Source organism: Spirillospora albida, assembly GCF_000718255.1.
Classification (GTDB): domain Bacteria; phylum Actinomycetota; class Actinomycetes; order Streptosporangiales; family Streptosporangiaceae; genus Spirillospora; species Spirillospora albida.
Genome location: NZ_JOFJ01000017.1, coordinates 45,372 through 60,178, shown reverse-complemented (window position 1 = coordinate 60,178; position 14,807 = coordinate 45,372). Strand labels below are relative to the sequence as shown.

The following is a 14,807-nucleotide window of genomic DNA, read 5'->3' as shown; positions in this document are numbered from 1 at the left end:
GTGGGATCCGCGTGGCATGCGATCGGGCGTGCCGGGACCGGCCGGAGCCGTACGGCCGCCGGGCTGGGCGTGTTCGTGCTCGGTGCCGCACTGGCGGCCTGTTCCGGCGACCCGGACGCGGCGCCGGCGCCGGCCGCCTCCCCGTCCGCGTCCAAGCCGCCCGCGCCCGCGCCGCGGCACCCGTTCACCGGCGGGACGCGGGGGCTGGACAACCCGGTGCTGGCCGTCAAGATCGAGAACACCCGGCCGGCGCTGCCGCAGAGCGGCGTGTCCGCCGCCGACATCGTCTACGTCGAGCAGGTCGAGGGCGGCGAGACCCGGCTGATGGCGGTCTACTCGTCCCGGCTGCCGAAGCGCGTCGGGCCGGTCCGCAGCGCCCGCGTCTCCGACCTGCACATCCTGCCGCAGTTCGGCAGCCCCGCCTTCGCCTACTCCGGCGTCCAGAGCAAGATGAAGCGCCTCATCCGCGAGGCCCCGGTCCACCCGATCTCACAGGAGAACGGCGGCGCGGTGTTCTTCCGCGCCGGGCCGAACCGCATCCCTTACAACCTCTACGCCGACCCCAGGGCCCTGCTCAAGCTGGCGCCCAAGGCGTCCAAGCCCCGCGACATCGGGTTCCGGTTCGGCGCCGCGCCTCAGGGCGGAAGGCCGCTGAAGACGTTCACCGCGCGCTGGCCGGCGACGACCATGGGGTTCACCTGGTCGGCGTCGCAGAAGCGGTGGCTGGCCAGCTGGGGCGGGACTCCCGACCGGGCCGCCGAGGGCGGCATCCTCGGCGGCGCCACGATCGTCGTCCAGTACGCCAGGACGACACGCTCGCAGTTCCACGACTTCCTCGGCAGCTACACGCCGCTGATCAAGACGACCGGGACCGGGCGCGCCCTCGTCCTGCGCGACGGCAAGGCGTTCGACGCGACCTGGTCCCGCCCGTCCGAGGAGCAGGGGACGGCGTTCACCGGCGCCGACGGGAAGGGGATCAACTTCGCGCCCGGACAGGTGTGGGTGGTCCTGCTGAACGACGGGAAGCCCTACATCCCCTGACCCCCGGCACTCCGTAAGGAGCGCGTGCCCACCGCTGACACTCTGGCGGTCGAGACAGCGAACACGCAGGCAATATCATGGAATTGACCTGTTGCCCGTCCATGTGAGGAATGCCCGTGTCAACTTCCAGCCCCGCCCCCGAGAACACCGCGCCGGAGACCGGGACCGCCCGCGTCAAGCGCGGCATGGCGGAGATGCTCAAGGGCGGCGTGATCATGGACGTCGTCACGCCGGACCAGGCCAAGATCGCCGAGGACGCCGGCGCGGTCGCCGTGATGGCGCTGGAGCGGGTCCCCGCCGACATCCGCGTCGAGGGCGGCATCTCCCGGATGAGCGACCCCGACATGATCGACGGCGTCATCGAGGCCGTCTCCATCCCCGTCATGGCGAAGGCCCGCATCGGCCACTTCGTCGAGGCGCAGGTGCTGCAGGCCCTCGGCGTCGACTACATCGACGAGTCCGAGGTCCTCACCCCGGCCGACTACGACAACCACATCGACAAGTGGGCGTTCACCGTCCCGTTCGTGTGCGGGGCCGTCAATCTCGGCGAGGCGCTGCGGCGCATCACCGAGGGCGCCGCCATGATCCGCTCGAAGGGCGAGGCGGGCACCGGCGACGTGTCCAACGCCACGACCCACATGCGCAGGATCCGGCAGGAGATCCGCCGCCTCCAGAACCTCGCGGAGGACGAGCTGTACGTCGCCGCCAAGGAGCTCCAGGCGCCCTACGAGCTCGTCAAGGAGGTCGCGGCGTCCGGAAAGCTGCCGGTCGTGCTGTTCACCGCGGGCGGCATCGCCACCCCGGCCGACGCCGCGATGATGATGCAGCTCGGCGCCGAGGGCGTCTTCGTCGGCTCCGGCATCTTCAAGTCCGGCAACCCGGAGCAGCGCGCGGAGGCGATCGTGAAGGCCACCACCTTCCACGACGACCCCGATGTGATCGCCAAGGTGTCCCGCGGCCTCGGCGAGGCCATGGTGGGCATCAACGTCGCCTCCCTCGGCGAGGACCAGAAGTTCGCCCACCGCGGCTGGTGACGTCGTCCGCCGGGTGACCGAGGCCCGTTCCGGTCCGTCCCCTCCCCACCGGCCCGCGCCGGGGATACGCTGGCTGCGCGGCCGGTGGGGGCGCGGGGCGTCCCCGGGGGTGCGCGGCCGGCGGGAGGGGGAGCGGAGAGCATGGCCTGGTCCGTCGCGCTGGCCTGCGCGAGCGCGGGAGCGCCCGCCGAGGTGTTCCGGCCCGGCCTCGTCCCCGATCCGGCCGCCGCGGCGGCCTTCGCGCGGCGGCTCTACCCGGCCGGCGGCCTCGCCGAGACCGGCGACACCGTCCTCGACTTCGCCCTCTGGCCCTACGACGACGAGCTGTTCGTCGGCGCGTTCGACCGGGCGCTGCTGCTGAGCGACCGGCGGCTGTTCTGCCTGGACGACGACGCCCGCCGGATCGCCGACACCGCCGCCGCGGCCCTGCCCGGCGCCGACTGCGGGGTCCTCGTCCTGCACGCCGTCATCCGGGGCTGCTGGTTCCGCTGGTACGAGGCCGGGACGCTGCGCCGCGACGTCTTCGTCACCGCCGATGACGGCGTCGTCGTCGACCAGGGCGCCCGCCTCCCCGCCGAGCGCCCCTTCTGGGCGGCGATCGACGCCGGCGCCCCCGACGTCCCGCTGCCGTTCGACCCGGAGGCGTTCGGGCTCGCGCTCGCCGAGACCCACATGTTCGGCCGCGGCATCGCCGACCGCGGCGACGACGGCTTCCTCCCCCTCGAACTGCCGATGCGGCGGTTCAAGCACGCGTGACCGGAGGCGTCCCGGGAAGACGCCCCCCGTCCCGGAGCGTTGCAATCACCGTCTAGGCTTCGGCAGATCCCCCACTCGCCCTCCGGAAGGTGCCCGTGACCGCTGCGCCGCCCACGATCGGTGTCCTCGCCCTGCAGGGAGACGTGCGCGAGCACGCCCGCGCGCTGGAGTCCGCCGGCGCGAAGGTGATCACCGTGCGCCGCCCCGGGGAGCTGGAGCGCGTGGACGGGCTCGTCCTGCCCGGCGGGGAGTCCACCACGATGTGGCGCCTCGCCCGCACCTTCGACCTCCTCGAGCCGCTCCGCAAGCGCGTCGAGGGCGGGATGCCCGCCTACGGCTCCTGCGCCGGCATGATCATGCTCGCGGATCGGATCCGCGGCGGCGTCGCGGGCCAGGAGACCGTCGGCGGCATCGACATGACGGTGCGCCGCAACGCGTTCGGCCGCCAGGTCGACTCGTTCGAGTGCGCCGTCCCCCTCACGGGCATGGGCGAGGAGCCCTACCGCGCCGTCTTCATCCGCGCGCCCTGGGTCGAGTCCGTCGGCGAGGGCGTCGAGGTCCTCGGACGAGCCGAGGGCGGCCGGAACGCCGGTAGGATCGTCGCCGTCCGTCAGGGCCGCCTCATGGCGACCTCCTTCCATCCGGAGCTGACGGGCGATCACCGCGTGCACCGCTACTTCGCCGATCTGGTGCGCCGGGCGATGACCGAGGAGGACTGACAGCCATGTCCGGCCATTCCAAATGGGCGACCACCAAGCACAAGAAGGCCGCCCTCGACGCCAAGCGGGGCAAGCTCTTCGCCAAGCTGATCAAGAACATCGAGGTGGCGGCGCGTACCGGCGGCGGCGACCCCGACGCCAACCCGACGCTCTACGACGCCATCTACAAGGCGAAGAAGAACTCCGTCCCCAACGACAACATCGAGCGCGCGCGCAAGCGCGGCGCCGGTGAGGAGGCGGGCGGCGCCGACTGGCAGAACATCACCTACGAGGGCTACGCCCCGGGCGGCGTCGCGGTGCTCATCGAGTGCCTCACCGACAACCGCAACCGGGCCGCCTCCGAGGTCCGCGTCGCCCTGACCCGCAACGGCGGCTCCCTCGCCGACCCGGGCTCGGTGTCGTACATGTTCACCCGCAAGGGCGTCGTCATCGTCCCGAAGACGGGCATCGAGGAGGACGACCTCATGATGGCCGTCCTGGACGCCGGCGCCGAGGAGGTCAACGACCTCGACGACAGCTTCGAGGTCGTCTGCGAGGCCGGCGACCTGCTCGCCGTCCGCACCGCCCTCCAGGACGCCGGCATCGACTACGAGTCCGCCGAGTCGAAGTTCCTGCCCAGCGTCTCCGTCCCCCTCGACGAGGAGAACGCCAAGAAGGTGTTCCGCCTCCTCGACGCCCTGGAGGACTCCGACGACGTCCAGGAGGTCTACGCGAACTTCGACGTGAGCGACGAGATCATGGCGGCGATCGACGCCTGAGCCGGTGCGGCGCCGCGATCTTGAGGATCGCGGCGACCCCGGTTGACCTGGGGTGCCGTACGGTCGAGATCATGCAGATCCGTGTACTCGGCTCGGGGGAGCTCGACGAGACCCGCGACATCCGGTCGCGCGCGTTCGGGCGGCTGTCCGACTCGGCGTGGGCGCAGAGCGCCCGGATGGCGCGGCCCGCGCTGGAGGCCGGCCGGCAGTTCGCCGGGTTCGAGGGCGGCCGGATCGTCGCGACCGGGCGGCTGAACGACCTGACGCAGTGGTGGCAGGGCCGCGCCGTCTCCGTCGCGGGCGTCGGCGGGGTGGCGGTCGCGCCCGAGGCGCGCGGCCGGGGGCTCGGCCGGGCGCTGCTGACCGACCTGCTGGAACGCTGCGTCCGGTTCGGGCATCCGCTCGCGATGCTGTACCCGGCGACCACGCCGCTGTACCGATCGCTCGGCTGGGAGCACGCGGGCGGCCTCCACCACGTCGAGTTGCCCGCGGAGGCGCTGCGGACCCTCGCGGCCGAGCGGGTCCCCGTCCGCCGGGTCGGGCCGCAGGACGCGGAGGAGGTCGCGGCCGTGGTGGCCCGCGTCCACGAGGCGGCGGGCGACTGCGGGCCGATCGGCTGGCGGCACGGGGTGTGGCGCGTCCTGCTCGGCACCGAGGGCCACTACACCTACCTGGCGGAGGACGGGTTCGTCTCCTACCGGTGGGACGGGAACGGGGAGGGCCTGGAGGTGACGCGGCTCGTGGCGGGCTCCGAGGGGACGCTCCGGGCGCTGTGGGCGCTGGTCGGGTCGGGTTCCTCCACGGCGGCCTCCGTCCGGGCCTGCGTCGCGCCGTCCGACCCGGTGCTGTGGGCGATCCGCGAACGCGAGTGCGAGACCGTCGACCGCCGCCAGTGGATGCTCCGCGTCGTGGACGCGCCGGCCGCGATCGGGGCGCGCGGATTCCCCGCGGGCGTGTCGGCTCGGGCGGCGCTGCTGATCGACGACCCGGACGTCCCCGCGAACGCGGGCCACTGGCACCTCACGGTCGAGGACGGGACGGGCCGGCTGGAGCGCTCCGGCGGCGATCCCGACCCGGTCCGGCTGGGCGCCCGGGGCCTGGCCGCGCTCTACGCGGGCGTCCCGGTCCCCACGCTGCGCCGCGCGGGCCTCCTGCACGGCGGCGACGCCGGGACGCTGGGGGCCGCGTTCGCCGCCACGCCGTACGCGCTGGACTACTTCTGAGAGCGCGGCGGGCTTGATAGCGTGGCGGCCGAACACATGATCGAAGGAGCGGCCGTGCGGGTGATGGGGGTCGACCCCGGGCTCACCCGGTGCGGGGTGGGCGTCGTGGAGGGCGTCCCCGGCGCGCGGCTGCACCTGGTGCACGTGGCCGTCGTCCGCACGCCGCCGGACGACGACCACGCGCTCCGGCTGCTCGGCATCGAGCGGGGCATCGAGGCCCTGATGGACGAGCTGGCCCCCGAGGCCGTCGCCGTCGAGCGGGTGTTCTCCCAGCACAACGTCCGCACGGTGATGGGCACCGCGCAGGCCGCCGGGATCGCCATGCTGGCCGCCGCCCGCCGCGGGCTGCCCGTCGCGCTGCACACCCCGTCCGAGGCGAAGGCCGCCGTCACCGGCAACGGCCGCGCCGACAAGGCGCAGGTGACCGCGATGGTGACCCGGCTGCTGCGGCTGGACGAGGCGCCCCGCCCGGCGGACGCGGCGGACGCGCTCGCGCTCGCGATCTGCCACGTGTGGCGGGGCGGCGCGCGGCAGCGGCCGGCCGCGGCGGCGCGGTCCCGGATCGAGGAGGCGGCACTGGCCGAGCGCGCCCGGCTCGCCGCCCGGAACAGAGGAGGAGACGTTCGGTGATCGCCTTCGTCAGCGGCCGGGTGGCCGCCGCCGGGCCGGACGGGGCGGTGATCGACGTGCACGGCGTCGGCCTCGCCGTCCAGTGCACGCCCGCGACCCTCGCCGGGCTGCGGGTCGGCGAGCAGGCGACCGTGCCGACGTCCCTGATCGTCCGGGAGGACTCGCTCACCCTGTTCGGGTTCGCCGACGACGACGAGCGCGCCGTCTTCGAGATGCTGCAGACCGCGAGCGGGGTGGGGCCCCGCCTGGCGCTCGCGATGCTCGCCGTCCACACCCCCGACGCGCTGCGCCGCGCCGTCTCCGCCGAGGACCTGAACGCCCTCACGAAGGTGCCCGGCATCGGGAAGAAGGGCGCGCAGCGGATCGTGCTGGAGCTGAGGGACCGGCTGGGAGCCCCCGTCGGCGCCGCCGCCGCGGAACGCGCCCCCGCCGCGTCCGAGGCGTGGCGCGAGCAGGTCCGGATGGGCCTGGTCAACCTCGGCTGGTCCGGGCGGGACGCCGACGCCGCCGTGGACGCGGTCGCCGCCGACCTCGACGGCGCCGAGACGCCCCCGGTCGCGACCCTGCTGAAGTCCGCCCTCAGGAAGCTGAGCAGGTGAGCGGGCCGGAGCGGCTCGTGTCGCCCGACGCCGACGGCGTCGACGAGCAGATGATCGAGGCCGCGCTGCGGCCGAAGCGGCTCGCGGACTTCGTCGGGCAGGAGCGGGTGCGCGAGCAGCTGTCGCTGGTGCTGCACAGCGCGCTGCGGCGCGGCCGGACGCCCGATCACGTGCTGCTGTCCGGCGGTCCGGGGCTCGGCAAGACCACCCTCGCGATGATCATCGCGGCGGAGCTGGGGCAGCCGCTGCGGATCTCGTCCGGCCCCGCGATCGAGCGGGCCGGCGACCTCGCCGCGGTGCTGTCCACCCTGGCCGAGGGCGAGGTCCTCTTCCTGGACGAGATCCACCGGCTGGCGCGGCCCGCCGAGGAGATGCTCTACATGGCCATGGAGGACTTCCGGGTCGACGTCGTCGTCGGGAAGGGGCCGGGCGCGACCGCCGTCCCGCTCGACATCGCGCCGTTCACGCTGGTGGGCGCCACGACCCGGGCGGGGATGCTGCCGGGGCCGCTGCGCGACCGGTTCGGGTTCGTCGCCCACATGGACTTCTACGCCCCCGCCGACCTGGAGGAGATCGTCCGGCGGTCGGCCCGGCTGCTCGGCGTCCGGGTCGAGGACGACGCCGCGGCCGAGGTCGCCGGCCGGTCCCGGGGCACCCCGCGGATCGCGAACCGGCTGCTGCGCCGCGTCCGCGACTACGCCGAGGTGCGCGCGGACGGAGTGGTCACCCTCGAGCTGGCGCGCGCCGCGCTGCGCGTCTACGAGGTGGACGAGCGCGGCCTGGACCGCCTCGACCGCGCCGTCCTCGACTCGCTGCTGCGCAAGTTCGGCGGCGGCCCGGTGGGGCTGTCGACGCTCGCGGTGTCGGTGGGGGAGGAGCCCGAGACGGTCGAGGTGGTCGCCGAGCCGTTCCTGGTCAGGCAGGGCCTGCTGGCCCGGACGCCGCGCGGCCGGATCGCGACCCCCGCAGCGTGGGAGCACCTCGGCCTCACCCCGCCGCCGTCCGTTCCGCCGTCCATGCCCCCGGCGCTTTTCGAGGTGGACGACGACACCGCGGATCAGCCCGAATAGTGATCATCGGGTAACGGCTTGGGAACTTCCCGGCCTCGCCGGCCGTCGTCTCGTTGCCGGTGCCTGGCGTACTCTCTAGACTCCGGGACCGGTTCACCGTCACCAGCCGACGCGTCTCCGGGACGGCCGATCAGGCCACAGGCTGGGCACACCAATGCGGAAGGATGCCCCACTGATGGGCGGCGACATGATTCTCGCGGCGAACAACGGCGGCAGCGGCGCCTTCAACCTGCTGCTGCTCCTCGCCGTACCCCTGGTCTTCTACTTCCTGCTGATCCGCCCGCAGAGCAAGCGGCGCAAGGAGCAGCTGCAGATGCAGACCTCCATCCAGCCGGGATCGCGCGTCATGACGACCAGCGGGATGCACGCGACCGTGGTCGCGGTCGACGACGACGGCCTCCTGCTGGAGATCGCCCCGGGCGTCGAGGCGCGCTTCATCAAGCAGGCCGTCATGCAGGTCCTGAAGGACGACGAGCCCGAGGAGCTCGACGACGAGGCCGATGAGGCCGACGAGGACCTCGACGGCTCCGCCGAGCGGGCCGAGGCCCGCGACGACGACGCCGTGGAGCTCACCAAGGACGGCGCCGCGAAGAAGCCCAGCGCCTGAGTTCCCCCCAGGTGACGATCCGAGACGGGAAGTAAACCGAACCAGTGGCCTCGCCCAACAACGTCCCCAAGCCGGGGCGCACGCTCCTCGTGCTGTTCGCGGTCCTGGTCCTGCTGGCGGGGGTGACGTACCTGCAGGGGTCGACCACGCCCAAGCTGGGCCTCGACCTCGCCGGCGGGACGACCGTCACGCTGACCGCCGAGACCGAGAGCGGAAAGAACCCGCCCGCCGCCCTGATGGACCAGGCCGTCAAGATCATGACGCAGCGGGTCAACGGGCTCGGCGTGTCCGATGCGGAGGTCGCCAAGCAGGGCGGCAACAACATCGTCGTGAACGTGCCGGGCGAGGGTCAGGGCCGGGTCGTCGAGCTGATCGGCACGACCGCCAAGCTCCAGTTCCGGCAGGTGTTCGCGACCGCCGACGGCCGGCCGTCCACGGCGCCGTCGCCGTCGCCGTCGCCGTCCGGCAAGAAGGGCAAGGACGACGAGAAGGGGAAGAAGAAGCCGGGCACCTCGCTGATCCCGTCCGGCTCGCCCTCGCCCTCGCCGTCCGCGTCGGCCACGCCCTCTCCATCCGCGTCGGCCACGCCGCGGGGCCGCGCGCTTTCGCAGGCCCTCGCCGCCCCGACGCCCTCGCCGTCCGGGTCGGGGACGGCGTCGCCCACCGCCAAGCCGTCGGCCGAACCGTCCGCGTCGTCGTCGCCCGCCCCCTCGGCGATCCTGCCGAGCCAGCTCCAGCAGGGCCTCGGGCAGGACTACACCGGCATCGACGACAAGCAGGTCATCGCCCAGTTCGAGGCGCTGAACTGCTACACCGGCGACCGCCGGGTGCCCGGCGCGAACGACCCGAACCGCAAGTGGGTCGTCTCCTGCGACCAGGAGCCCGAGGAGGACGGCTCGATCGCCAAGTACATCCTCGGTCCCGTCCGCGTCCTCGGCGAGAACGTCGACGAGGCCGCCGCGATGCCGCCGGACGCGCAGAACAACCAGCCGAGCTGGTCGGTGTCGCTGGAGTTCGACGGCAAGGGCGCCCGCCAGTTCGGCGAGGTCACCACCGAGGCGTTCCAGGCGTACCAGCAGAGCCAGGGCTCGCCGCGCTCGCAGATCGCGATCGTCCTGGACGGCCAGGTCGTGTCCGCGCCCAGCATCAACCGGGGCGCGATCACCGGCGGCACCGCCAGCATCGACGGCCCGCCCGACAGCTTCGACCAGCAGTACGCCACGGACCTCGCGAACGTGCTGAAGTACGGGGCGCTGCCGCTGGAGTTCAAGCAGAGCTCCATCGACGAGGTGTCCTCCACGCTGGGCTCCGACCAGCTGCGCGGCGGCCTCATCGCGGGCGGCATCGGCCTCGTCCTCGTCGTCCTGTACTGCATGTTCTACTACCGGGGCCTCGGCCTCGTCGCGGTGTCCAGCCTGGTCGTCGCGTCCGCGATCACGTACGTGTCGGTGGTGCTGCTCGGCGAGGGGATGGGCTTCCGGCTCTCGCTGCCGCACATCATCGGCCTGATCGTGTCCATCGGCATCACCGCCGACTCGTTCATCGTGTACTTCGAGCGGCTCCGCGACGAGCTGCGGGCCGGCCGCCGGCTCCGCCCGTCCGTGGAGACCGCGTGGAAGCGCGCCCGCCGCACGATCCTCGTCGCGGACGCCGTGACGTTCCTCGCCGCGCTGGTGCTGTACTTCCTCGCGGTCGGCGGCGTCGCCGGGTTCGCGTTCGCGATGGGCCTCACCACGCTGATCGACATCATCGTGGTGTTCTTCTTCACCAAGCCGCTGGTGGCGCTGCTGTCGCGCACCGACTTCTTCGGCAAGGGGCATCCCATGTCCGGGCTCGATCCGAGGCGCCTGCACAAGGCCACGCCGGAGGCGACCGCCTCCCGCCCGACCCGGCAGGGGGTGTGAGGGATGGCGTTCCGCGCGACGCTCGCCCGGCTCTACCGCGGTGAGGTCAGTGCCGACATCGTCGGCCGCCCGAAGCTCTGGTACTCCCTGTCCGGACTGCTCCTGGCGTTCTCGGTCGCCGGCCTGCTCGTCATGGGCCTGAACTTCGGCGTCGAGTTCAAGGGCGGCTCGGTCTTCACGTTCCCGGCGCAGAAGACCTCGATCGAGGACGTGCGCGCCGCCGTCCGCGACGGCGGCGTCCACCAGGTCATCGTGCAGAAGGCGGGCGACGACTGGCGGGTCACCACCGAAAGCCTCACCTCCGCCCAGGTGACGAAGGTGAAGGCCGGCGTCGCCCAGGACCTGGCGATACCGGCCGACAAGATCAGCACCCAGGTCGTCGGCGCCTCGTGGGGCGGTGAGATCCAGCAGAAGGCCTGGCAGGCGCTGATCGTCTTCATGATCCTGATCGTCGGGTACCTGTCGGTCGCGTTCGAGTGGCGGATGGCGATCGCGGCGGTCGTCGCGCTCGTCCACGACCTCGTGATCACGGCGGGCATCTACGCCTGGTCCGGGTTCGAGGTCACCCCGGCGACCCTGCTCGGCTTCCTGACGATCCTCGGCTACTCGCTGTACGACGCGGTCGTCGTCTTCGACATGATCAAGGAGGTCACCAAGCCGCTCGGCCCGACCTCCAGGACGACCTACAGCGAGGCCGCCAACGAGGCGCTGAGCAGCACCCTCGTGCGCTCCCTCAACACCTCGCTGGTGGCGATCCTGCCGGTCGCCGCGATCCTGTTCATCGGCACGACGCTGTTCGGCGCGGGTACCCTGAAGGACCTCTCGCTGGCGCTGTTCGTCGGCATGATCGTCGGGACGTACTCGTCGATCTGCGTGGCGACGCCGCTGCTCGTGCAGCTCAAGGAGCGGGAGCCGATGTACCGGCAGATCCGCGCCAACATCGCGCGCCGCGAGGCCAGTGCCAAGCGTAAGACCAAGGTCGCCGCCGCGACCTCCGTCGGTTCCGGGGCCGACGGCGATCCCGCCGGCGACGATGACTCCGACGCCGCCGAGCGGGCGCCCGACGGGAACGCCGAGCCGGGCCCGCCGCCCGGTGTCACGGTGCGCAAGGTGGTGCAGCAGGGGCCGCGGCAGCAGCCCAGGCGCGGCACCCGCCAGCAGCGCCGCGGCAGGTAGCGCGAACACGAATGGAACACCGGCCGTGTCCGGGCACCCCGAGCGGGTGCCCGGACACGGCCGAATTCATGATCTAAGGAGTGCGACGGTGGACCTCGAACGGCTGATCAGGGACCGGATCCGCGATGTGGCCGACTACCCGAAGCCCGGCGTGGTGTTCAAGGACATCACCCCGCTGCTCGCCGACCACACCGCGTTCGCGGGCGTCATCGACTCGATCGTCGACCACCACGGCCGGGGCGCCATCGACAAGATCGTCGGGATCGAGGCACGCGGCTTCATCATCGCCGCCCCGGTCGCCTACCACTTCGGCGCCGGGTTCGTTCCGGTACGGAAAAAGGGGAAGCTGCCCTCCCGGACGCACGAGGAGACCTATGATCTCGAGTACGGGACCGAGACGATCGAGATGCACGTCGACGCGTTCGCGCCGGGCGACCGCGTCCTGATCGTGGACGACGTCCTCGCCACCGGCGGCACCGCCGCCGCCGCGGCCGAACTCGTCCGCCGTGCGGGCGGCGAGGTCGCCGGACTGTCCGTCCTGATCGAGCTGTCGTTCCTCGACGGCCGCTCCAAGCTGGGGAATCTGGACGTCCATTCCCTCGTTTCGGTCTAAGCACGAAATAGGTGCCGGATACACTGGCACCACGTCCGGTGGGGACGGGGCATCCTGCGGGGCGGGTAGCGAACGGCGCCCCTTGGGACCAAGGAGGCTGGGTGCGCGGTGAGGCGGTATCGACCGACGCGGTGAGCGCCGCGGCCGGCGCCGACACGCCGGAGACGCGGCCCGCGCCGCCGGGCCCGGCCGCGACCGCCGGGGCGCCCGGCACGGACGCGGGCGGCGGCGCGACCGCCGCGACCGGCGACCGGACCGCCGCCGGCGATGCGCGCGGCGCGACACAAGAGAGCGACGGAGCCGGTGAGCCGCCGGCGTCAGGCCCCGCCCCGGGTTCCGGTGGCGGGGCCTCCCGTTCGGACGCGGTCGCCGGCGACGCGGCCGCCGCCGAGTCCGGTCAATCCGCCAGGCCGACGCCGGCCACGATCCCACCGTCCGCCGCCCGGGTGCGCCGCAGGCTCGCCCGCCTGGGAGCGCAGCGCGGTTCCGCCATGAATCCGGTACTCGAACCACTCATCAAGACGGTCCGCAACACGCATCCCAAGGCGGACCTCCGGCTCATCGAACGCGCCTACGACGTCGCCGCGCACTTCCACCGGCACCAGAAGCGCAAGAGCGGCGACCCCTACATCACGCACCCGCTCGCGGTCGCCACGATCCTCGCCGAACTCGGCATGAACACCGAGACGCTGTGCGCGGCGCTGCTGCACGACACCGTCGAGGACACCCCGTACACGCTGGAGGAGCTCCGCGACGACTTCGGCGACGAGATCGCCGCGCTGGTCGACGGCGTCACCAAGCTCGACAAGGTCAAGTACGGCGAGGCGGCCGAGGCCGAGACCGTCCGCAAGATGGTCGTCGCGATGTCGCGCGACATCCGCGTCCTGGTGATCAAGCTGGGCGACCGGCTGCACAACATGCGGACGCTGCGCTACATGCCGCGGCACAAGCAGGAGAAGAAGGCCCGCGAGACCCTGGAGGTGTTCGCGCCGCTCGCCCACCGGCTCGGCATGAACACCCTGAAGTGGGAACTCGAGGACCTCGCGTTCGCGACGCTGTACCCGAAGCGGTTCGACGAGATCGCCCGGCTGGTGTCCGAGCGCGCCCCGCGCCGCGACGTCTACCTGCAGGAGGTCATCGAGAACGTCTCGGCCGACCTGCGCGAGGCCCGCATCAAGGCGACCGTGACCGGCCGCCCGAAGCACTACTACTCGATCTACCAGAAGATGATCGCCCGGGACGTCGGCTTCGACGACATCTACGACCTCGTCGGCATCCGGGTGCTCGTCGACAGCGTCCGCGACTGCTACGCGGCGCTCGGCTCGATCCACGCGCGGTGGAACCCGGTCCCCGGCCGGTTCAAGGACTACATCGCGATGCCGAAGTTCAACATGTACCAGTCGCTGCACACGACGGTGATCGGCCCCGAGGGCAAGCCCGTCGAGCTGCAGATCCGCACCTGGGGCATGCACCGCCGCGCCGAGTACGGCGTCGCCGCGCACTGGAAGTACAAGGAGGAGACGGTCGGCGGCCGGAAGGCCGGCGACATGCAGTGGCTCCGCCAGCTCCTCGACTGGCAGAAGGAGACCGCGGACCCCGCGGAGTTCCTGGAGTCGCTGCGGTTCGACCTGTCGGTCTCCGAGGTGTTCGTGTTCACCCCGAAGGGCGACGTGATCGCGCTGCCGCAGGGCGCGACGCCCGTCGACTTCGCGTACGCGATCCACACCGAGGTCGGGCACCGATGTATCGGCGCCCGGGTCAACGGCCGGCTCGTCCCGCTGGAGTCGACGCTCGACAACGGCGACGCCGTCGAGGTGTTCACGTCCAAGTCGCCGGACGCCGGGCCGAGCCGCGACTGGCTCGGGTTCGTCAAGTCGGCCCGCGCCCGCAACAAGATCAAGCACTGGTTCTCGAAGGAGCGCCGCGAGACCGCGATCGAGTCCGGCAAGGACTCGATCGCCCGCGCGATGCGCAAGCAGAACATGCCGCTGCAGCGGATGATGTCGGCGGAGGCGCTGCTCGCCCTCGCCCGCGACATGCGCTACGCCGACGTGTCGTCGCTGTACGCGGCGGTCGGCGAGGGGCACGTGTCGGCGCAGACGGTCGTCCAGCGGCTCGTGGAGGCGCTCGGCGGGGTGGAGAGCGCCGAGGAGGACCTCGCCGAGATCGTCCTGCCGACGCACCGCCGGCGCAGCCGCCCGGCGGGCGGGCCGGGCGTGGTGGTCGCGGACGACCCCGATGTGTGGGTGCGGCTGTCCCGCTGCTGCACGCCCGTCCCCGGCGACGCGATCGTCGGGTTCGTCACCCGCGGGCACGGCGTGTCGGTGCACCGCGCGGACTGCGCGAACGTCGAGAGCCTGAAGTCGCAGCCCGACCGGCTGATCGACGTGAAGTGGTCCCCCGGGGAGGACTCGGTCTTCCTCGTCGCGATCCAGGTCGAGGCGCTCGACCGGCCGCGGCTGCTGTCGGACGTGACGCGCGTCCTGTCCGACCAGCACGTCAACATCCTGTCGGCGTCCGTCACCACGACCCGCGACCGCGTCGCGGTGAGCCGGTTCACGTTCGAGATGGGCGACCCGAAGCACCTCGGGCACGTGCTGCGGGCCGTCCGGTCCATCGACGGCGTCTACGACGTGTACCGCACGACCAGCGGCGCCACCCGCTGAGCGAGCGCGAG

14 protein-coding genes are annotated in these 14,807 nt (G+C 72.5%); all 14 read left to right on the top strand.

What is annotated here, in order from left to right:
* The 14 genes from IE99_RS0121675 to IE99_RS0121610 all read left to right on the top strand — a co-directional run bounded on the left by IE99_RS0121675 (position 1) and on the right by IE99_RS0121610 (position 14,796).
* Positions 1-1,041: a DUF3048 domain-containing protein gene (locus IE99_RS0121675; protein ID WP_245623302.1), complete on the top strand. Its 1,041-nt coding sequence runs from the start codon at positions 1-3 to the stop codon at positions 1,039-1,041.
* A gap of 110 nt (positions 1,042-1,151) precedes the next feature.
* Entirely contained in the window at positions 1,152-2,075 is a 924-nt protein-coding gene (gene pdxS / locus IE99_RS0121670) for a pyridoxal 5'-phosphate synthase lyase subunit PdxS (RefSeq protein WP_030173816.1), read from the top strand.
* A gap of 141 nt (positions 2,076-2,216) precedes the next feature.
* Entirely contained in the window at positions 2,217-2,831 is a 615-nt protein-coding gene (locus IE99_RS0121665; RefSeq protein WP_030173814.1) for a DUF6928 family protein, read from the top strand.
* A 95-nt stretch (positions 2,832-2,926) separates the two neighbouring features.
* Positions 2,927-3,550, top strand: coding sequence for a pyridoxal 5'-phosphate synthase glutaminase subunit PdxT (pdxT, locus tag IE99_RS0121660; protein ID WP_030173811.1), 624 nt, complete (start codon positions 2,927-2,929; stop codon positions 3,548-3,550).
* Between the two features lie 5 nt (positions 3,551-3,555).
* Positions 3,556-4,308 carry a YebC/PmpR family DNA-binding transcriptional regulator gene (locus IE99_RS0121655; RefSeq protein WP_030173808.1) on the top strand — a complete coding sequence of 251 codons (753 nt, stop codon included), beginning with the start codon at positions 3,556-3,558 and terminating at the stop codon, positions 4,306-4,308.
* 71 nt (positions 4,309-4,379) lie between these two features.
* A complete protein-coding gene (locus IE99_RS0121650) occupies positions 4,380-5,531 on the top strand; it encodes a GNAT family N-acetyltransferase (protein WP_030173805.1) in 1,152 nt (383 codons plus the stop codon).
* 36 nt (positions 5,532-5,567) lie between these two features.
* On the top strand, positions 5,568-6,161 hold the full coding sequence (ruvC, locus tag IE99_RS0121645; RefSeq protein ID WP_245623301.1) for a crossover junction endodeoxyribonuclease RuvC: 594 nt from the start codon (positions 5,568-5,570) through the stop codon (positions 6,159-6,161).
* On the top strand, positions 6,158-6,760 hold the full coding sequence (gene ruvA, locus IE99_RS0121640) for a Holliday junction branch migration protein RuvA (protein WP_030173799.1): 603 nt from the start codon (positions 6,158-6,160) through the stop codon (positions 6,758-6,760). Before ruvC ends, ruvA begins: the two co-directional genes overlap by 4 nt.
* Positions 6,761-6,810: 50 nt before the next feature.
* Positions 6,811-7,830 carry a Holliday junction branch migration DNA helicase RuvB gene (gene ruvB, locus IE99_RS0121635; RefSeq protein ID WP_169744468.1) on the top strand — a complete coding sequence of 340 codons (1,020 nt, stop codon included), beginning with the start codon at positions 6,811-6,813 and terminating at the stop codon, positions 7,828-7,830.
* Positions 7,831-8,005: 175 nt separating this feature from the next.
* The gene (yajC, locus tag IE99_RS0121630) at positions 8,006-8,437 is read left to right on the top strand and encodes a preprotein translocase subunit YajC (RefSeq protein WP_030173793.1); all 432 of its coding nucleotides are present in this window, start codon (positions 8,006-8,008) and stop codon (positions 8,435-8,437) included.
* Between the two features lie 44 nt (positions 8,438-8,481).
* On the top strand, positions 8,482-10,341 hold the full coding sequence (gene secD, locus IE99_RS0121625) for a protein translocase subunit SecD (protein WP_037559884.1): 1,860 nt from the start codon (positions 8,482-8,484) through the stop codon (positions 10,339-10,341).
* A 3-nt stretch (positions 10,342-10,344) separates the two neighbouring features.
* A complete protein-coding gene (gene secF / locus IE99_RS0121620; RefSeq protein ID WP_030173785.1) occupies positions 10,345-11,517 on the top strand; it encodes a protein translocase subunit SecF in 1,173 nt (390 codons plus the stop codon).
* 88 nt (positions 11,518-11,605) lie between these two features.
* The gene (locus tag IE99_RS0121615) at positions 11,606-12,130 is read left to right on the top strand and encodes an adenine phosphoribosyltransferase (RefSeq protein WP_030173782.1); all 525 of its coding nucleotides are present in this window, start codon (positions 11,606-11,608) and stop codon (positions 12,128-12,130) included.
* A 491-nt stretch (positions 12,131-12,621) separates the two neighbouring features.
* Entirely contained in the window at positions 12,622-14,796 is a 2,175-nt protein-coding gene (locus tag IE99_RS0121610) for a RelA/SpoT family protein (RefSeq protein ID WP_037559897.1), read from the top strand.
* The last annotated feature ends 11 nt before the right edge of the window (positions 14,797-14,807 follow it).